The sequence below is a fragment of the Janthinobacterium goodfellowi genome (genome assembly GCF_051380695.1).
GTDB lineage: Bacteria > Pseudomonadota > Gammaproteobacteria > Burkholderiales > Burkholderiaceae_D > Janthinobacterium.
On the sequence record NZ_JBNYXN010000004.1, the window covers coordinates 366,607 to 383,754 of the forward strand.

Consider the following 17,148-nt stretch of genomic DNA (forward strand, 5'->3'; position numbering starts at 1 on the left):
GACTGCGCGCTCTATTTGGCAAAAATGACCAAATAGTCAACCGCAGTACTCTGACTATGGAGCAAGACCATGCTGAAACACACCCTGAACTGCGCCCTGTTGCTGGGCGCCTCCATGACGGCCGAACTGGCCGGCGCCGGCGAACTGACCCTGTATTCGCGCGACGATTATCACGGCCGCTCGCAGACCGTGCGCGACGCCGTCGCCGACCTTGAAGACCTGCGTTTCAACGATACGACGCAGAGCATCCGCGTGCGCTCGGGCCGCTGGGAAGCGTGCGAGGACGCCGATTTCCGCGGCGCCTGCTACCTGCTCGAAACGGGCGAGTATCCGTCGCTGGACGGCCAGGCCAACAAGATCACATCGCTGCGCGAAGTACGCGGCGGCTGGGACGGCCATCGGGGCCGCGACCGTGACGGTGAGCGTGACCGGGGACGCGACTGGGACGGCCGCCGTGACCGTGACCGCGAGCGCGGCCATTTGCCGGGACGCTCGCTGGGCGGCGAACTGACCTTTTATACGCGCGACGATTTCGCCGGCCGCAGCTTGAGCGTGAGCAATGCTTCCGCCGACTTGCGCGAGCGCGACTTCAACGACACGGTGCAAAGCGTGCGCGTGCGCTCCGGTTATTGGGAAGTGTGCGAAGACGTGGGCTTCCGTGGCCGCTGCCGCACCTTGGCGCCGGGCGAGTACGCGAGCCTGGAGCGCATGAGCAACCGCATCTCGTCGGTGCGCGAAGTGCGCTGACGCGGGGCAGGTAGCAGCCAAGTGGCAATAACCGGCTCCTGCGGGGCCGGTTATTGCTTTTGGTAACAATTTATTGTGCTTTTCCCATACTTTGTTACACCGTTTTTTCTGTGGATGGCTACACTGACATCAGTTGTCATGTCGATCACTTGCTTTTGCCGCCACCGGAGACCGTCCCATGAATCGCCCGCTCGCCTTTGCTTTGCTGTGTGCCAGTTCGCTGTTTGTCCACCTCGCGGCGCAGGCCGGCGAGATCCGCCTGTACACCGACGACAATTTCAAGGGGCGCGTGGTCGTCTTGCGCGATACGACGGACGACTTGTCGCGCGTCAATTTCAATGACACCGTCTCGAGCATCCAGGTCGATTCGGGCAGCTGGGAAGTGTGCACGCATGCCGATTTCAAGGGCGATTGCAAGACGCTGGAACGGGGCGACTACCGCTCGATGCCGGGCATGAACGATAAAATTTCGTCCGTGCGCGAAGTCGGCACGGGGCAGGGGAGCGGCGGCAGCGGCGGTGGGCGCCGCGCGGCGCTGGAGCTGTTCGCCGACGGCGGCCAGCGCGGCGCGTCGGCCGGCGTGAACTCGGACCGCGACGACCTGGTCGACATCAGCTTCAACGACCGCGCCAGCAGCGCGCGCGTCGAGTACGGCTACTGGCAGCTGTGCAGCGATTCCAACTACCGTGGCAGCTGCCGCGTGTTCGGGCCTGGCCGCCATGATGATCTGGGCAGCCTGAATGGACGCGTGTCGTCGGCGCGCCTGGTCGATCCGCGCGAGGAGAACCGTCCGCAAAATAACGAGGGACTGGTGGTGCTGTACGGCCGCGCGTTCCTGAAGGGACCCGGGCTGCAGGTGAACCGCGACGTCAGCGACCTGGTGCGCCTGAACTTCAACGACCAGGCCGCCTCCATGGCCATCAACGAAGGCACCTGGGAAGTCTGCACGGATTCGCAGTTCAACGGCAGCTGCGAGCGCATGGGGCCGGGCAAGTATGAAGTGCTGAACACGACGTTCGACAAGCGTATTTCCTCGCTGCGCCGCCTGTACTGAACGCGTGATCGGGCCTTCCGCGTGGCCTTGTATTTGTTACACTAGCATCCTGGCGCAACCGCCAGGCGTATCATCACCAAAGAATGAAGAATGGAGTTAATCATGACGGGCCCTTTCAAACACGCGCTGGCATGCGCGGCGACCTTGCTGCTTTCGCTGGGGACCCATGCGGCCGCCCACGCGGGCGATATCACCTTGTTCGAAGACGTTGATCTGCGCGGCCGCGCGGTGAACCTGCGAGAAACGACGGACGATCTGTCGCGCTTTGGCTTCAACGACAAGGTATCGAGCATCCTGGTGCGTTCGGGCACCTGGGACGTGTGTACCGACGCCGGTTTCCGCGGCAATTGCCGCACCCTGGGGCCGGGCGAATACCGCTCGATGCCGGGCATGAACGACGCCATCAGCTCGGTGCGCGAATCGGGGCGCGGCGATGGCAACAATCCGGGACGCCCGGGACGCGATCCCGACCGGGGCCATGGCGGCTATGGCCGTGGCGGCGCCCTGGAAGTATATTCGGGCGCCGGCCAGAATGGCGGCTCGGCGCGCCTGAACCGCGATACGGACGATTTCGTCAATATCGGTTTCAATGACCGCACCACCAGCATCGTCGTTTATAACGGCTACTGGCAGCTGTGCAGCGATTCGAACTACAACGGCGTGTGCCGCATCTTCGGCCCCGGCCGTCACGACGACCTCGGACGCGGCCTCGATGGACGCGTCTCGTCGGCGCGCATGGTCGACGAGCGCGAGGCGCGCCGCCAGCAGCAGTACGATAATCAGTACCAGCGGCCGCAGTACGACCAGCCGCAGTATCCGCAATACCAGCAGCCGCAGTACCAGCAGCGCGGCGCCGTCCTGCTGTTCCCCGAAGCGGGCATGCGCGGCGAGCCGCTGGCGCTGGACCGCAATGCGGAAGACCTGGTGCGCTACAACTTCAACGACCGCGCCTCGTCCATCGTCGTCAACGAGGGCCAGTGGGAAGTGTGCAGCGATTCGAACTTCCATGGCCGCTGCGAAGTGATCGGGCCGGGCGAATATGGCCGCCTGAACAGCATGGAAAACCAGATTTCCTCGCTGCGCCGCGTGCGCTGATCCCGTCCTGACGTCGTGCTGACAGACCGCCTGCCGGGTTGATCCCGCCAGGCGGTTTTTACATTCGCTGCCGTGCGCTGACATTTGCTTGCCCTTTGTTACACTCGCCGCCTGCCGCCTGGTCTACACTGGCGAAAATGTCATCAGTATTGGAGTTGTCATGGTTCGATCTTTCCGGCCCGCGCTGTTGTGCGCCGCCACCTTCCTTGCCCCGCTCGCCGCATCGGCGGGCGAAATCACGCTGTTCGAGGACGCCGGCTTCCGCGGCCGTCCTGTCACCCTGCGTTCCGACACGGGCGACCTGTCGCGTATGGGATTTAATGACAAGACCTCGAGCATCATCGTGCGCTCGGGTACCTGGGAAGTGTGCAAGGACGCCAATTACCGTGGCAACTGCCGCGTGCTGCAGCCTGGCCGCTACGACAGCATGCCTGGCATGAACGACGCCGTTTCCTCCGTGCGCGAAGTGGGCCGTCCGGGCCATGGCGGCGGCGATCACCGCCCGTATCCACCGCGCCCGCCGCGTCCCGAGCCGGAGCGTCCCTATCCCGGGTATCCCGGCCACGGCGGCGGCCACCGTCCCGACGCGAATGGCGCCGTGCTGCTGTTTCCCGATGCCGGCATGCGCGGCCGGCCCGTGCGCCTGGACCGCGAAGTGCATGACTTGAGCCGCTATGGCTTCAACGACCGCGCCGAATCGATCATCGTCAATTACGGCCGCTGGGAATTCTGCGTCGATGCCAACTTCCGCGGCCGCTGCGTGGTGATGGGACCGGGCAGCTACGGCCGCCTGCACGGTGGCCTCGACCGCCGCATTTCCTCGGTGCGCCGCGTGCGCTGATGCGCCGCCGGGCGGCGTTGTATCGTGCAGACGCTGTCCGGCGCCCAATTCGTGTACTCTTCCCATGGGCAGTTCAACCATGGGGAGCAAGCACGGTGGAATACAAGGACTATTACAAGGAGCTTGGCGTCGAGAAGACGGCGTCCGAGGCCGAGATCAAGAAAGCGTACCGCAAGCTGGTGCGCAAATACCATCCCGACGTGAGCAAGGAGCCGGACGCCGACAAGCGCACCAAGGCCCTCAACGAGGCCTACGGCGTGCTGGGCGACGCGGAAAAGCGCGCCGCCTACGATGAACTGGGCCGTAACCAGGGCGCGCAGGGCCAGCCCTTCCGGCCGCCGCCGGACTGGGGTTCGGGCTACGAATCGTCGGGCACCGACGACAGCGACTTCTTTGCCGACCTGTTCGCCCATGTGGGCGGGCGCCGCCGCGCCGGCGGCAGTTTCCAGATGCAGGGCGAAGACAGCCACGCCGCCATCACCATCGACCTGCAGGACAGCTACCAGGGCGCCAGGCGCCACATCGTCATGCGCGTGCCCGAAGCGGACGCGCAAGGCCACGTGGTGACGCGCGAGCGCACCCTGGAAGTGACGATACCGAAAGGCGTCACGGAAGGGCAGCAGCTGCGCATGAAGGGGCAGGGCAATCCTGGCAGCGGCGGCGCGCCCGCCGGCGACTTGTACCTGGAAATCCGCTTCCGGCCCGACGCGCGCTACAAGGTGGAAGGGCGCGACGTGTTCGAGACGGTGCCCGTCACGCCGTGGGAAGCTGCGCTGGGCGGCGAGATCGACGTGCCCACGCCATCGGGCACGGTGTCCGTCACGGTGCCGCCCAATTCGCAGACGGGGCGCAAGCTGCGCCTGAAGGGGCGCGGCATTCCCGCCGCCCAGCCGGGCGATCTGTATCTGCTGCTGGAAGTGGTGCTGCCGCCGGCGAACGATGACAAGGCGCGCGAACTGTATGCAACCATGGCGCGCGAGATGGCTTTCAATCCGCGCCAGAAGCTGGGAGGGTAAATCATGACAAACAAGGTAATTGGCGAATTGCTCGAAGATCGTGCCCTGAGCCTGGAAGAACTGGCGCGCGCCTGCGCGGTGGAACCGGACTGGGTGGTGCAGCATGTGCAGACGGGCGTGCTGCTGCAGGACGGCCCGCCGGCGGGCCAGCTGACGGCCTGGCGCTTCACCAGCCTGGACCTGGTGCGCGCGCGCCGCCTGCACGAAATCGAATCCGTGTTCGACGCGAACGCGGACCTGGCCGCGCTGGTGGTCGATCTATCGGAAGAAGTGGCGCGCCTGCGCCGCCGCCTGCACGTGCTGGGCGTCGAGTAGCTTTTATTCGGGCTCGCCGTGGCGTGCCACGGTGAGCCTGGCAATATAAAACCGCCCATCGACGACGACCCGATGCGGGATGCCTGCCACGTCGAAGCCGGGACCGCCGTCTTCCATCCACTCCTGCGCCAGCGAGTCGAACTGCTGCGGCGTCATGCGCAGCATCTGCGCCGTGATGACGAAGCGCGCGCCTGGTTTTTGCTTGTTGACGAAGTCGTCGATGCCGGCCATGGTGTTTCCTTTTGATACTGATCAATGTATGCGCGCATGATACCCGTCCGCGCGCGCATCTAGAAGACTTGTTCCAGCAGCGGCAGCTGCTCCGCAAAGCGCTCGGTCAGCCACTTGCCCGCCTGGCCCGGCGGCGTGTCGGCGCGCTGGATCAGGTAGATCGGATAATTCTCGCCATTGTCGACGGCCAGCGGCAGATGCACCAGCCGTCCCTCCGCCAGATCCTCGCGCACCATCGCTTCGGGCATATTGCCCCAGCCCAGGCCCGCGCGCAGCAGCGCGTGTTTTGACCCCAGGTCGCCCAGGCGCCAGTTGCGCAATCCCAGCACGCCGAAATCCTGGCCTTCTGTCAGCACGCTGCGGTCGCTGAGCACCAGCTGCACGTGTTCGCGCGCCACGCCGGAGGCAATCGGGCCGGCCAGCTGCGCCAGCGCGTGGCTGGGCGCGGCCACGGGAATCAGGCGCACGTGGCCGACGGCCAGGCGCTCGAAGACGCTGGCCGTGGCCGTCATCCAGCCGCCGAGGCCGATGTGGCAGCTGCCATCCATCACCAGCTGCGCCACGGCGCCCATGGCTTCGATGCGCAGGCGCAGGGCGACGGTGGGGAGCTGCGCCTGGAACGCCTCGAGCACGCGCACCAGCACGCAGGTGGGGAACATCACGTCGACCACCACCGACACTTCCGCCTCCAGCCCGCCGGCCAGCGCCTTGGCGCGTGCGCGCATGCCGTCGACCTTCAGGGCCACGGCGCGCGCGTCGGCCAGCAGGGCCTTGCCCGCGTCCGTCAGCGTGGGCTTGCGCTTGCCGCGGTCGAGCAGCACCACATTCAGTTGTTCTTCCAGGTTGGCGATGGTGTAGCTGATCACCGACTGCGTGCGGTGCAGCTGGCGCGCCGCGTGGGCGAAACCGCCCGCGTCGATGACGGCGACGAACACGCGCAACTGGTCGAGCGAAGGCTGGCCCGGTTCTCTCATGATGATTCCCTATCTAAAAATTCGATGCTAATCATTTATATTTACATGGTTTTCTCGATGGTAGACCTGAACTATGCTGTATGCAAGGGCTGCGATACGGCCCATCCCGTCACCCGTTTTCCCAGGAGTACTTCATGAGCAAGGTCTTGTACATCAATAGCAGCGTGCGCAACAGCGGTTCCCTGTCGCGTCAATTGTCGGGCGAATTCGTCGCGAAACTGGCCGCGCAAGGCGCCAGCGTCGTCGAGCGCGACCTGTCCGCGCAACCGGTGCCGCACCTGACGGAAGAGGTGATGGGCGCCTTCTTCACGCCGGCCGAGCAGCGCAGCGCGCAGGCGGCAGCGGCGGTGCAGTTGTCCGATACCCTGGTCGATGAATTGCTGGCCGCCGACGTGCTGGTGCTGGCCGCGCCCATGTACAATTTTTCCGTGCCATCGACCCTGAAGGCGTGGATCGACCACGTGGCGCGCGCGGGCCGCACTTTCCAGTACACGGCGACGGGCCCCGTCGGCCTGGCCACGGGCAAGAAAGCATATATTTTTACGGCCAGCGGCGGCGTCTACAGCGAAGGCCCGGGCGCCGCGTATGACTACCTGAGCACCTATCTGCGCACGGCGCTGGGCTTCATCGGCATCACCGACATCGAGTTCGTGCAAGCGGAAGGCGTGGCCATGGGCGAGGATGCCGTCGCCAGCGCGATCGCCAAGGGCCGCGCGTCGATCGAGGCCCTGGCTGCCTGAGTTTGCCGCTACTAGTTCCAAAGAGGGATTGCCAATCTGCCATGGTTGACATAAGCTTGCCGGCGGCACGCCCCGTGTCAGGCCGGCGAGCCGTTCGCCATGAAAGTCCCCCATGCACAAGTTGGCAAGCGCAATACTGTTTGGCTGTTCCCTGTTTTCGGCAGGCATGGCGCTGGCGCAGACCGCGCCCGCCGCACCGCCTGCGCCGCCCCACGTGGGCCGCCACGCCTCCACGCCCGAAGATCTCCGCGCCATCGAGCAAGTCGTCGCCGACTTCCAGGCGGCCCTGATCGCCAAGGATGTCAAGCTGCTGTCGTCGCTGATGCTGCACACCAACATCCTGTTCGCCTCGCCAGCCGACGACACTTTCATCAAAACAATGCGCGACACGACGGACGTCCATTTCGACGGCGTCGCGGCGGCCGGCTATGCCGGTTTCGCCAACTTCATCAAGCGCGAACCGCAGCGCACGGAAGAAAAATTCTACAACGTCAAGATCACCCAGGACCGCCATGTGGCGTGGGTCAACTTCGACTACGAATTCCTCGTCGGCGGCAAATTGTCGAACTATGGCGTGGAAGCGTGGCAGATGGTCAAGCGCGACGGCGAATGGAAAATCCTCAGCGTCGTCTGGTCCATGCATCCCGCCGCCGAGGCAGGAAAATAGCCGCCAGCCATGCCGCGTCAGCCGCGCGGCAGCGCGCGGATTTCCACCGTACCCCCTGCGTTCAGTACGGGGTTTCCGATCAACAATTTTTTTGCATCGTCTATACTTTCAGTGGACGTGCCGCCATGCCTGGCGATCAGGCAAGCGTTCAAGTTTTTCCCTGTGCCGCGTAATAAAAAGCAGATAAGTAAGTGAGTATCCTGAGCAATCGCGAGCGCATGGTTTTCCCCCTTTTACCGCGTCAGTCCGTAGAGACAAGCTGTCCGGCCATGTCATTTTTGGAGCGCACATCGTGCCGATAAAGTATGTTGATTTTTATGAGGTGAATTACACGGCAGAGCGCTTGCGGGGCTGCAAGCTATGGGGCGCCTACGTCGCCATCTATGCCCCTTCGCCCAACCCCATGCACCGGGTGAATCTGGTGAAAAAGCGCCGGGTGTCGGCCGACCACCAGTTTACGACGGAAGCGGAGGCCGTGGCGGAAGCGGGCGAGGCGGCCGTCAAACTGGTCGAGCGGCGCCAGCGCCGCTATGTCTTCCACCCCTGATGCCACTGCGCCGCATCCCGCAGCGCGCGCCAGGGCAGGATGTGCACGCGGCCCGAATGCACGGCTTCCAGTTCCACGTGCGTGGCCGGTTCATCCGGCGTGGCAGGGGCGCACAGCTTGATGACGAGAAAATGTTTTTCCTTGTTGACGGGCGCGACGGCGGTCCATTTGCTGTTGAGTAACTTGTTCGGGCGCAAGTTATTGCGATTGACAAGGTGCATGGCGGTCTCCGGATTGGCGTGATGGCGATGTTGCCATTATCATGCAACTTCCTGCCACGCACGAGGATCGCCATGAAACGCCAGCTGCACCTGCTCGTCATCGACCCGCAAAACGATTTTTGCGACTTGCCCGCTACCTGGCTGCCGCCCGATGCGGCACCGGCCTTGGCCGTGCCCGGCGCCCACGCCGACATGCTGCGCGTGGCGCAGCTGATCCGTGAAGGGGGCGGCGGTTTGACGCAGATCAGCGTGACGCTCGACGCCCACCACCGCTACGACATCGCCCACCCCGCCTTCTGGCGCACGGGCGAGGGCGGTCCCGTCGCCCCATTTACGCAGATCAGCGCCCGGCAAGTGCGCGACCGCCTGTTCCTGCCCGCCGCCAGCGGCGCCTTGCCGCGCGCGCTGGCCTACCTCGACGCCTTGCAGCAGGCGGGACGCTACCAGCTGATGGTGTGGCCCGTGCATTGCGAGATCGGCAGCTGGGGCCAGAATATCCACGCGGCCGTGCGCGCCGCCTACAACGCCTGGGAAGTGGCCAACTTGCAAGTGGTGGCCAAGCTGAGCAAGGGTTCCAATCCGTGGACCGAGCATTACTCGGCCGTCATGGCGGAAGTGCCCGATGCGCAGGATGCGGCCACCCAGCTCAACCGTGCTTTCCTCGACACCTTGCTGCCGGCGCAGCAGATTTATGTCACCGGCGAGGCGGGCAGTCATTGCGTGAAGGCCAGCACCGAGCACATCGCCGATTACCTTGAAGCGCAGCAAGGCAAGGCGGCCCTGTCGCGCCTGGTCTTGCTGACCGACTGCATGAGTCCCGTCACGGGCTTTGCGGCGCAGCAGCGCGACTTCCTTGCCGCCATGCATGAGCGCGGCGCGCGGCTGGCCACGTCCACCGAGGTCGTGCCTGAATTGCTGGCCAACGCAGGCGATTGATGCTTTCTGCAAGCGAACCCTGCTGAAATGCTTGCGGTGGCGTACTATTCTGGCTTCAGGAAGTTGGAGAAAACACACATGACCCCGATAGTGCGCAGTTTGCTGGAAACCGATCTGTATAAATTTACAATGTGGCAAGCCTTGCTGCACGGTCATCCGAATACCCATACCGAATACGAATTTGTCTGCCGCAACGCCACCGCCTTTCCCCTGGCCGAACTGAAGGGCGAGCTGGAAGAACAGCTCGACCACCTGTGCTCGATGTCGTTTGCCGACGACGAGCTGGCCTATTTGCGCACCTTGCGCTTCATGAAGAGCGATTTCGTCGATTTTTTGACGGTGTTCCGCTTCCAGCGCAAGTTCATCGACGTCAGCACGGACGGCGACACCCTGGTCGTGCATGCGGCCGGGCCGCAGGTGCACGTGATGGGTTTCGAGATTTTCGTGCTGTACATTATCAACGAACTGTATTTCCGCCGTTTCGACCTCGATGCGGCCATGCGCGAAGGGCGTCACCGCCTGGGCTTGAAAGTGGCGGCCGTCAAGGAATTCGGCAAGCTGCCACGGCGCAAGCATCCATTTGAATTTTCCGACTTCGGCGTGCGCCGGCGTTTTTCCGGCGCCTGGCATGACGAGGTGGTGCAACGGCTGGCGCGCGAAGTGCCCGAATATTTCAAGGGCACGTCGAATGTCTACCTGGCGAAAAAGCTTGGCATCGTGCCGATCGGCACCATGGCGCATGAATACTTTTATCAAAGATGGAACTGTTCACCAAAAACGCGGTTACGGGCGAAAAACGTTGAAGTGCCAAGGGGTATGCGCACTGTTATGCGTGCTGTCGAGACGACTGTTCATTTGCACTAACCACACCTAAAAGAAAGTTTTGTTCATGAACAGTCCTACCTTTGTTCCTGTTGTTTCGTCTTTACTTGAGAACGACCTTTACAAATTTACGATGTGGCAGGCGCTATTGCACAGCCATCCTGCTGCACATGCGGAGTATGAGTTCACCTGTCGTAACAAGCCTCAGTACCCGTTGTCGGAGCTTGCCGATGAGCTTAACTTCCAATTGGACCACCTCTGTACGCTTCGCTTTGGTGAGGATGAGTTGGACTACTTGCGCGGTCTCCGCTTCATCAAGCCTGACTTCGTTGACTTCCTTTCTCTGTTCCATTTACAGCGCAAGTTTATTACTGTTAGTACGGAAGGCGAGCATCTTCGGGTACATGTTGTTGGCCCGATGGTGCACACGATGCCCTTCGAGATATTCGTTCTGCAGATAGTTAATGAGATTTACTTCCGCCGGTTCGACAACGCGCAGTTGATGGAGGAGGGCGTAACACGCCTGCTTCGTAAGGTTGACCTCATCAAGAAGCGCGTGAAGGAACTAGCGACTAATCGCCCGCACCCATTCGAGTTCTTTGATTTTGGTTTGCGTCGTAGGTTCTCGGCCAAAATGCAAGATGTGGTTGTAGCGACGCTTGCACACGAGCTACCCGAACATTTCAAGGGGACTTCCAACGTTCACCTTGCACGCAAATACAATCTCGTCCCGATTGGGACGCATGCGCACGAATGGTTCGGTCTGTTCCAGGCGCAGGAGACCGTTAGGCTTCGCAACTTCCAAAGGGCCGCGCTTCAGGCTTGGGTTGACGAGTACCGCGGTGACCTTGGCACGGCTTTGACGGACATGATTGGTATGGATGCGTTTTTGAGCGACTTCGACCTATATTTTGCGAAACTGTTTGACTCTCTTCGTCACGACAGTGGTGACCCTGTGGCCTGGGGTGAGAAGGCTCTAGCGCACTATGCGAAGCTGAAAATCGACGCAAACACAAAACGACTTGTGTTCTCCGACGGTCTGGACGTAGACAGGGCATTCGAACTATACGACCACTTTGTCGACAGGACGATGACGGGCTTTGGTATTGGAACGAACCTGACAAACGATATGGGAGTTCCTGCTCTCAGTATTGTGATGAAGCTAGTGGGTTGCAATGGTCAGCCAGTCTGCAAAATATCTGACAATCCGGAGAAGACTAGTTGCAGCGACCCGACGTTCGTTGCTTACCTTCGCCAGATTTTCGATAAGCCGGCTTGACCCGGTTCCGCTGGTCTAGGTGTCCTGCGTAATGGCGCGGTCTACCTGGCCAAGGATGGGCCTCGAATGGCTAACGGAAGGCTTCAGGCCAGCCAGTTTTGTACATCCATTGCTTACGTTCGCGCTAGTTTAACGTTGTAGCTTTTGGATTTTCGAAAGCAACTCTCGGCCATTATTAATGAGGATATCACTGGCAGTCGAGGTCTGCATTCCCCAAATGCCTGCCATCGCGCTCGAGATATTAGATGCTTCCCAAGGCATAACCGTCTTTCCGTCGGTCTTCGCGAACGGACCGTCACTCTCTGCCACGATACGGTCTCTAGGAATGGCGGCCGCAATTTTACGACCGTTCGCAGTATTGAGCATTGCAGGTCCAACGCTAAACCAGCAACCTAGATTGTCTGCCCGGCGAAGTAGCATTACCGAGTCGGTAAACCAGTGCAGCACAGCCGTACCAAACCCAGGGAATTGCTCAAGAGTGTCAAGAACCTCTTTTGCGGCGGCTCGCGAATGAATACTAAGTACTCGACCGCCGAGCGACGCCGAGCGCTCTACAATTGCAGTAAAGATTCGCTTTTGCAGGTCGAAGCTGTGTCGGTATCTGGCAGAGCCGTCGAGGCCAACTTCACCTACTGCCGGTGAGTCGGCTATTTGGACAAGCAACAGTTCAAGCTCAGCAGCCTTCTGGTCCGCTACCTCAGGGTGTAGGCCGGGGGATACAGTAATTGATTTTGTCTGGGGCAGGACCTTTGACGTTGCCACGTAAGCACGAGGACTCGTTGTAACCAGCCAGACAAAATCCATCTGTTGCTGAGCCTTTGCGTACACACTTCGGGCGTCTGGATATAAGTCCAAGTGGCAATGGAAGTCCATCATAGCAAGCCGTCTCTTGTGAGAAGCGTGGCCAGCTCACCCAATCCACTTTCAAGCATTCGTCGATAGTTAGGACGCTCAGTTGAGGATGCGAACGACAGCGTTGCGCCAAGTAGCTTGTCCAGTCCGCCGCGCCGTGCGGCGAGAACCGCTACTGCGACGGCCATTGGGTCATCAGCGCTCGATTTGCCGGCACTTGCTACGTTGGTGAAGCGATACGTCGTTTTATCAGACGCAGGGTCCCATCGTAGAAACGCAGCTTTCCTGACCATGCAAGGGACGCAGCGGCCGCAGTGAGTACGGTTGTAAGTCCTGAAGCGCCCACAACTGGTGGTGTCAGATGCATACTGCTTCAAAATTTTTTGGTCTGCGCATTCTGCCAGCATTTCGCCTTTCGTCTTGAACTGATAGGGCATGACCAGGCGCACATCCACTCCAATTAATGGAAGCACTTCCTGCAGTTGCTGCATGAACAGTGGATGTGTTGTTCTGGTGCTCAAGCTCGCCATTCTTCCCGGTAGCAACGGCGGATTGACGCTGATGAATCCGTTTTCCGGGACAATAATTTCTGGCTTTTTGACCGTAAGCAAGGAAGCTGAAAGTACGGCTAAGCCATAAAACGCCATTGACCGGCCGCGGGTCGATGGCTCACGACGTCCTTTGAAGTCAATCTTATGGCTCCACTGCTGATGCCAAGTGCCACCTCCTAGCATAGCCGCGTAGTTCCGTTGTCGCTCTGAATCCTCATGAGCGAGCTGGGAGACGAAGATAGGGCTCTTACCTTGAGTTTTCGCGTCGATGCCACCTACTAGGCTGTCCAAGCCGCCAGATAGAAGAGCAACACAGTCGCGGTCACAAAGTACGCGCTTGCCTGCTGGGGGAGGTGGGCCACCGTTAGTAAAGCTGAGCGTCCAATAATCGCCGGTTAAGGTCTTCAACATCTCCTCAAGACGCGCGGCCTCGTGGTTCCAGGCTGTGGGGTCGTTAAGCGTTATTTTCAGTTCTATTTGACGCGTCCAGCCATCGGCCGAGTCCTTGCGTATGACGGCAAAGTCGGCTGCACAAACGGCAAACGCAAACAACACAAAGTCCCAAGTTGAGACGGAAGGCGCAAAGCCTGCAGCCTCTAGTTGACGTATCCATCCGTTACCGATACCGCCAACATTGGGGTTCTTACTGCGTTCGAAAAAAGTGAACGCCTTGACGCCTTCGGGAATTGAGGCTGGCAATATTGTAAGCGAGGAGCAGAGGACTTTCATTGAGCACCGAAGATATCAAGAGCGTTACGGAGGGCTGAGGCCGAGATATCACGGACAGAGCGCGGCTTGCGAGAGGTGCGCACCTTTTTCATTGCATCTCTTACGACGACGAGGATGTAGTCTTGGACTTGGGCGAGCCTGTCTTGCACAACCTCTGCTGAGAATTTGAGTTTCTCAAAAACCCGTCCTAGTTCCAGTTGTACTCGGTTATACACGTCAAAGGCGAGGGTGTACCCCATTAGTGCTGAGATTTGCTCATTTGTGAGGGCAAAGATATCGGTAGTTGGGTCGACTTCATAAAGATGGATAATCGCCTGATTCATTGCATGTTTGGCCGATTCTTCGTCAACGCTCCCGCCGGCTGGAATAATCTGGTTGATAACCTCGAGCGCAGCGTCTTGGGCCGATAGTCCGCGAGCACGAGCAGAATTGACCCAATCATTGATTGTAGGGTCGGTTCCTTCGCGTACTTGAGTGAAGAACCCTCCCAGTGCAGCTGCAGCTCGCGAACTCATTCGCATCCGACTTACCGCTTTCGCGGGGCCGCCAAGACCTTTTCTTACAAAGCTTCCCATAGCACGCGCGGCGTCGCGGCCGTCGCCAGAACGCATAAACCGACCCATGTGCGTTCGTGCTTCCTTGTACCTGCCGCTGGGAGCCGTATCGCTACCAGAGTCCGAGTCGGCAGCACGCGGCGCAGCGGCGTCATCCGTGGAGGAGTCTGCCGAATCACTGCCGGCACCGTCTTCACTGCCGGCGTCGCCGACTTCATCCCCATCCCCTGATGGTGGAAGCTCGGTGTCAGAGTGACTATCATCAACTCCCTCTCCTGCCCCGTCAAGCCAAGGTGGGTCAAACGGACTGCCGGCGCCAGCCCCCGCGCTGGAGGTAGATGTACCCATTAGTTCTGCTCCTGTTGGATGACCTTCTTAATGTTCGGTGGGGTATTCGAGTCCGCTAACCATTTACTTAGAGACTCAGTAGCCCAACTGGACGATTTAAGGTGAAACACCAAGCCTGGCGTCAGCTGTGCAGTCGGTGCTTCCGCTAAGAGCGCGGCTGCGCGAGGGCCGGCGGAAGGGAAGATGCGACATACTTCGGTAAGGATGAACAGCTCCTCGGCCTTCTGCCATTTACGGCTTGGTCGCTTCTGTTCCCATGCTCGGGACATCGCCAGCGCCGCTTGCCGCTCTCCAGCAGTACGGATTTTATCGTCCAAGGCTTCGCTCTGGGCGCGAGCTGCGACGAGACTGTCTCGGAGTAGTTTGCCTTCCGCACTAAGGTCGTCGCTCCCGTAATCTCGTACAGTGCTGTCGCGGCTGAGGTGGAGTAGCCCGCGCAAGTCGTAATCACCCAAGGGTGGTGCAAGTTGTAGCCACTCTCTGACAAATGCTTTGTCTCCGAATGGCGGCGGCAGACGGCTTTCTGCATTCTTGGCTTCGTCTTCAGCTTTTTTCAAAAGCGCAACTTGGCCATCGTTTACGGACGATACCATTTCGCCGATAGCGTCGGCCAGCTCACCCTCGCATCGCTCAAGCAGGTGCCATTTGGCTAACACAGAGACGTCGACGTCGATGCCCTGCGGCGTTGCGAGTGCTTTACGTAAGAAGATAGTGTTGAGGAACCGCTTGATGAGGCGGGGATTTGACTGCACAGCACCTGAACTCAGTAACAACGGCGCAAGACGTTCAGACAGGCCCATCAGGGCGGTTAGCTCAGCGTTGCCGCTCGGGGCGAGGCTTTCGAGAAAGACTAGGTCAACATTTTTATTTTTCCATGTTTCGCGTAACCGTTCTTCAACGAGCTGCTTTGCTTGGTTGAAAGCGTCGACGTGCAGTTTCCCTTCACGACGCGCACGTTCCAGAAACAGCAGAGCGATGTACGCCTTCGTCTCGTTGGCACCGAGGCGAGGCACCCGTAGTGGAATTTGGATGAGCTTATCAAAGTAACTTGTTGCCATGTCATCGCTAATCCCAGTGCCGGCAAAGTGGACACGGACGGCTCCGCGTACGAATGTGTCGTCAGCGGCGAGAACGAAGGCGCTGCGGCGGAGGAATAGCAGCAAACGGATTGCCTCAAGCGTCGCGATGGTCGTCGTAGGTAGGCAGCGGTCCAAGTCGTCGACAAAGACAATGAGCGTGATGTCCAGTTCTTTGAGCAGTTCTTCGAGCGACGTCCGCAGCGCTTGAATTTCGTGAGGCAGAGACACAGGCTTGGCGTCGTTAAGTAAACCTTTTGCTGATGCTGGAAGTTCCTTCCCTGCTGAGAGTCCTTCAGCGACGGACTCGTTTCCGACAGCATTGACGAGGGCAGATATGGATTTACCTATCAAGCCAACTGGGACCCCAGTTATTAAGGTCGCTGCCACTTCGCCACCGAGTTGAGCAAGCCGCAGCAGGTTGATGCGTTTGAGGAACCCTTCAGCTTTCTTTTGTAACGTCTCAGAAGACTTTGCCTGCTTCAGCACGGCGTCCCCTACAATCTGGAGTAGGGCCGTCTTGGCGTCCTCAAAACCCTGGTAGAGCCACGGGTTAAAGGTCACGACAACGTACTTTGCTCGGTCAGCTTCGAACTCCGTTTCAATCATGCGGACCAATGACGATTTTCCGACCCCCCATCCGCCAGAGATACCTATTGAGACAGGCTCATCACCAGCGTTGCGGATGAGCTCCGCGCAGGCCTTGGCGACGATTCGAAAGTTTACGTAGTCAACACTAGTTTCGTTGTCATGCCACATTCACAATTCCCTTGTACAAATTAAGGTTATGGCCTTTGCCAATTTGATGGACTAACTGCCGTTCAATAAGACTTACTCTGCCGGCCACAGGAATTAGTCTAAAAGGCAATAAAGCCATTACCATAACATCAACGTAGGGTTATCGGTAGACAACTTTACTTACCCAGCGCCACGATGGGCTACAAGAAATACGGTCGGATGCGTGCGGCCCTTACAGCCGTAGTCATTTCGTATCGACCGCGCAGCGTACTACGCGATGTCGGAAAGGCCTTGGGCGTTGACCTCTCGGTCGTCGATAAGGTCGCGAAGGCCTCCCACGGTTGGGGTGGGAAATCGGACCTTCAAGAGCGCCTGGTCTCATGCGGCTTCGACCCAAACTCATCCATCGCTGAGAAGTGGGCGGAGCTGGCCGACAGGTTCCATCGACCCGGCGAGGAAAAGCGTTCGTTAGTCATTGTCCCAACTCGCGATTACGACGAGTGGCTTGGTTGCAAAGACCCAGAACGCGCGAGGACATATCTTCAGCCGTATCCGGCCGACCTGATGTGTGGAGAGCCGGCACCGAAGATACCTGTTGTCCAGCAGCGCGAACTTTTTTGAGCTGAACGTTCTCGCCAAAAGTGGTGAAACAAGTAGGTCCTAGTGCAATATCGAGGTAGCGCAATAAAAAGAGGTATTAACAAGCATATTTCATCGAAAAGTTGAATGGTGATTGCAACTTAGCATTCTAAGGAGTTCACTACTGCTTCCGGTCGCGAATCTTCATCGCCTGGGCCTTGTCTTCCTGCCATAAT

19 protein-coding genes and 1 pseudogene are annotated in these 17,148 nt (G+C 59.7%); 13 read left to right on the forward strand and 7 right to left on the reverse strand.

All coding sequences use genetic code 11. The annotated features are described in order from the left end of the window. Nucleotides 1-69: 69 nt before the first annotated feature. The 6 genes from ACQ4WQ_RS17585 (at nt 70) to ACQ4WQ_RS17610 (ending at nt 5,068) form a co-directional block, all read left to right on the forward strand. Entirely contained in the window at nt 70-747 is a 678-nt protein-coding gene (locus tag ACQ4WQ_RS17585; RefSeq protein WP_436498778.1) for a beta/gamma-crystallin, read from the forward strand. A gap of 178 nt (nt 748-925) precedes the next feature. Continuing rightward, nucleotides 926-1,801 (forward strand): beta/gamma crystallin family protein, encoded by an 876-nt coding sequence (locus ACQ4WQ_RS17590; RefSeq protein ID WP_436498780.1) that lies wholly within the window; start codon nt 926-928, stop codon nt 1,799-1,801. Between the two features lie 102 nt (nt 1,802-1,903). Then, nucleotides 1,904-2,896 (forward strand): beta/gamma crystallin family protein, encoded by a 993-nt coding sequence (locus ACQ4WQ_RS17595; protein ID WP_436498782.1) that lies wholly within the window; start codon nt 1,904-1,906, stop codon nt 2,894-2,896. Between the two features lie 160 nt (nt 2,897-3,056). Next, nucleotides 3,057-3,737, forward strand: a complete 681-nt coding sequence (locus ACQ4WQ_RS17600) for a beta/gamma crystallin family protein (protein ID WP_436498784.1) — start codon at nt 3,057-3,059, stop codon at nt 3,735-3,737. A gap of 95 nt (nt 3,738-3,832) precedes the next feature. Continuing rightward, complete coding sequence (locus ACQ4WQ_RS17605; protein WP_436498786.1) at nt 3,833-4,753, forward strand: DnaJ C-terminal domain-containing protein; 921 nt, start codon at nt 3,833-3,835, stop codon at nt 4,751-4,753. 3 nt (nt 4,754-4,756) lie between these two features. Next, nucleotides 4,757-5,068 carry a chaperone modulator CbpM gene (locus ACQ4WQ_RS17610; RefSeq protein WP_070292118.1) on the forward strand — a complete coding sequence of 104 codons (312 nt, stop codon included), beginning with the start codon at nt 4,757-4,759 and terminating at the stop codon, nt 5,066-5,068. A gap of 3 nt (nt 5,069-5,071) precedes the next feature. On the opposite strand, the gene ACQ4WQ_RS17615 is transcribed toward ACQ4WQ_RS17610, so the two are convergent. Next, nucleotides 5,072-5,299, reverse strand: coding sequence for a hypothetical protein (locus ACQ4WQ_RS17615; RefSeq protein WP_326458080.1), 228 nt, complete (start codon nt 5,297-5,299; stop codon nt 5,072-5,074). A 59-nt stretch (nt 5,300-5,358) separates the two neighbouring features. Then, nucleotides 5,359-6,273, reverse strand: a complete 915-nt coding sequence (locus ACQ4WQ_RS17620) for a LysR family transcriptional regulator (protein ID WP_436498788.1) — start codon at nt 6,271-6,273, stop codon at nt 5,359-5,361. A 134-nt stretch (nt 6,274-6,407) separates the two neighbouring features. On the opposite strand from ACQ4WQ_RS17620, the gene ACQ4WQ_RS17625 reads away from it, so the two are divergent. From ACQ4WQ_RS17625 to ACQ4WQ_RS17635, 3 genes are all read left to right on the forward strand, one after another. Then, nucleotides 6,408-7,013: an FMN-dependent NADH-azoreductase gene (locus ACQ4WQ_RS17625; protein WP_326458078.1), complete on the forward strand. Its 606-nt coding sequence runs from the start codon at nt 6,408-6,410 to the stop codon at nt 7,011-7,013. A gap of 112 nt (nt 7,014-7,125) precedes the next feature. Next, on the forward strand, nt 7,126-7,680 hold the full coding sequence (locus tag ACQ4WQ_RS17630) for a nuclear transport factor 2 family protein (protein ID WP_326458077.1): 555 nt from the start codon (nt 7,126-7,128) through the stop codon (nt 7,678-7,680). A gap of 322 nt (nt 7,681-8,002) precedes the next feature. Continuing rightward, nucleotides 8,003-8,227 carry a hypothetical protein gene (locus tag ACQ4WQ_RS17635; RefSeq protein WP_436498791.1) on the forward strand — a complete coding sequence of 75 codons (225 nt, stop codon included), beginning with the start codon at nt 8,003-8,005 and terminating at the stop codon, nt 8,225-8,227. Here the strand turns inward: ACQ4WQ_RS17635 and ACQ4WQ_RS17640 are convergent. Further along, the gene (locus ACQ4WQ_RS17640) at nt 8,209-8,448 is read right to left on the reverse strand and encodes a TIGR02450 family Trp-rich protein (RefSeq protein WP_436498793.1); all 240 of its coding nucleotides are present in this window, start codon (nt 8,446-8,448) and stop codon (nt 8,209-8,211) included. The two genes, ACQ4WQ_RS17635 and ACQ4WQ_RS17640, sit on opposite strands and share 19 nt — an antisense overlap. A gap of 72 nt (nt 8,449-8,520) precedes the next feature. On the opposite strand from ACQ4WQ_RS17640, the gene ACQ4WQ_RS17645 reads away from it, so the two are divergent. From ACQ4WQ_RS17645 to pncB, 3 genes are all read left to right on the forward strand, one after another. Next, on the forward strand, nt 8,521-9,384 hold the full coding sequence (locus ACQ4WQ_RS17645; protein ID WP_326458075.1) for a cysteine hydrolase family protein: 864 nt from the start codon (nt 8,521-8,523) through the stop codon (nt 9,382-9,384). 78 nt (nt 9,385-9,462) lie between these two features. Further along, the gene (locus tag ACQ4WQ_RS17650; RefSeq protein WP_436498795.1) at nt 9,463-10,248 is read left to right on the forward strand and encodes a beta/alpha barrel domain-containing protein; all 786 of its coding nucleotides are present in this window, start codon (nt 9,463-9,465) and stop codon (nt 10,246-10,248) included. Nucleotides 10,249-10,273: 25 nt separating this feature from the next. Next, entirely contained in the window at nt 10,274-11,485 is a 1,212-nt protein-coding gene (pncB, locus tag ACQ4WQ_RS17655; protein WP_436498797.1) for a nicotinate phosphoribosyltransferase, read from the forward strand. A 129-nt stretch (nt 11,486-11,614) separates the two neighbouring features. Here the strand turns inward: pncB and qatD are convergent, their stop codons facing one another. The 4 genes from qatD to ACQ4WQ_RS17675 form a co-directional block, all read right to left on the reverse strand. Continuing rightward, a complete protein-coding gene (gene qatD, locus ACQ4WQ_RS17660; RefSeq protein WP_436498799.1) occupies nt 11,615-12,361 on the reverse strand; it encodes a Qat anti-phage system TatD family nuclease QatD in 747 nt (248 codons plus the stop codon). Then, the gene (gene qatC, locus ACQ4WQ_RS17665) at nt 12,358-13,617 is read right to left on the reverse strand and encodes a Qat anti-phage system QueC-like protein QatC (RefSeq protein WP_436498801.1); all 1,260 of its coding nucleotides are present in this window, start codon (nt 13,615-13,617) and stop codon (nt 12,358-12,360) included. The genes qatD and qatC overlap by 4 nt, the downstream gene beginning before the upstream one ends. Beyond that, the gene (gene qatB, locus ACQ4WQ_RS17670; protein WP_436498803.1) at nt 13,614-14,228 is read right to left on the reverse strand and encodes a Qat anti-phage system associated protein QatB; all 615 of its coding nucleotides are present in this window, start codon (nt 14,226-14,228) and stop codon (nt 13,614-13,616) included. The genes qatC and qatB overlap by 4 nt, the downstream gene beginning before the upstream one ends. Nucleotides 14,229-14,518: 290 nt before the next feature. Then, entirely contained in the window at nt 14,519-16,354 is a 1,836-nt protein-coding gene (locus tag ACQ4WQ_RS17675) for a KAP family P-loop NTPase fold protein (protein ID WP_436498805.1), read from the reverse strand. Between the two features lie 180 nt (nt 16,355-16,534). Between ACQ4WQ_RS17675 and ACQ4WQ_RS17680 the strand changes: the two are divergent. After that, a pseudogene (locus tag ACQ4WQ_RS17680) lies at nt 16,535-16,768 on the forward strand (hypothetical protein); the annotation flags it as partial. Between the last annotated feature and the right edge of the window lie 380 nt (nt 16,769-17,148).

What these genes read in the sequence shown, in the direction of transcription:
- ACQ4WQ_RS17590 (WP_436498780.1), top strand. Translation starts at nt 926, where the DNA reads ATGAATCGCCCGCTCGCCTTTGCTTTGCTGTGTGCCAGTTCGCTGTTT.
- ACQ4WQ_RS17610 (WP_070292118.1), top strand. Translation starts at nt 4,757, where the DNA reads ATGACAAACAAGGTAATTGGCGAATTGCTCGAAGATCGTGCCCTGAGC.
- ACQ4WQ_RS17640 (WP_436498793.1), bottom strand. Translation starts at nt 8,448, where the DNA reads ATGCACCTTGTCAATCGCAATAACTTGCGCCCGAACAAGTTACTCAAC.
- ACQ4WQ_RS17585 (WP_436498778.1), top strand. Translation starts at nt 70, where the DNA reads ATGCTGAAACACACCCTGAACTGCGCCCTGTTGCTGGGCGCCTCCATG.
- qatC (WP_436498801.1), bottom strand. Translation starts at nt 13,617, where the DNA reads ATGAAAGTCCTCTGCTCCTCGCTTACAATATTGCCAGCCTCAATTCCC.
- pncB (WP_436498797.1), top strand. Translation starts at nt 10,274, where the DNA reads ATGAACAGTCCTACCTTTGTTCCTGTTGTTTCGTCTTTACTTGAGAAC.
- ACQ4WQ_RS17675 (WP_436498805.1), bottom strand. Translation starts at nt 16,354, where the DNA reads ATGTGGCATGACAACGAAACTAGTGTTGACTACGTAAACTTTCGAATC.
- ACQ4WQ_RS17630 (WP_326458077.1), top strand. Translation starts at nt 7,126, where the DNA reads ATGCACAAGTTGGCAAGCGCAATACTGTTTGGCTGTTCCCTGTTTTCG.
- qatD (WP_436498799.1), bottom strand. Translation starts at nt 12,361, where the DNA reads ATGATGGACTTCCATTGCCACTTGGACTTATATCCAGACGCCCGAAGT.
- qatB (WP_436498803.1), bottom strand. Translation starts at nt 14,228, where the DNA reads ATGCGTTCTGGCGACGGCCGCGACGCCGCGCGTGCTATGGGAAGCTTT.
- ACQ4WQ_RS17650 (WP_436498795.1), top strand. Translation starts at nt 9,463, where the DNA reads ATGACCCCGATAGTGCGCAGTTTGCTGGAAACCGATCTGTATAAATTT.
- ACQ4WQ_RS17595 (WP_436498782.1), top strand. Translation starts at nt 1,904, where the DNA reads ATGACGGGCCCTTTCAAACACGCGCTGGCATGCGCGGCGACCTTGCTG.
- ACQ4WQ_RS17600 (WP_436498784.1), top strand. Translation starts at nt 3,057, where the DNA reads ATGGTTCGATCTTTCCGGCCCGCGCTGTTGTGCGCCGCCACCTTCCTT.
- ACQ4WQ_RS17645 (WP_326458075.1), top strand. Translation starts at nt 8,521, where the DNA reads ATGAAACGCCAGCTGCACCTGCTCGTCATCGACCCGCAAAACGATTTT.
- ACQ4WQ_RS17615 (WP_326458080.1), bottom strand. Translation starts at nt 5,299, where the DNA reads ATGGCCGGCATCGACGACTTCGTCAACAAGCAAAAACCAGGCGCGCGC.
- ACQ4WQ_RS17625 (WP_326458078.1), top strand. Translation starts at nt 6,408, where the DNA reads ATGAGCAAGGTCTTGTACATCAATAGCAGCGTGCGCAACAGCGGTTCC.
- ACQ4WQ_RS17620 (WP_436498788.1), bottom strand. Translation starts at nt 6,273, where the DNA reads ATGAGAGAACCGGGCCAGCCTTCGCTCGACCAGTTGCGCGTGTTCGTC.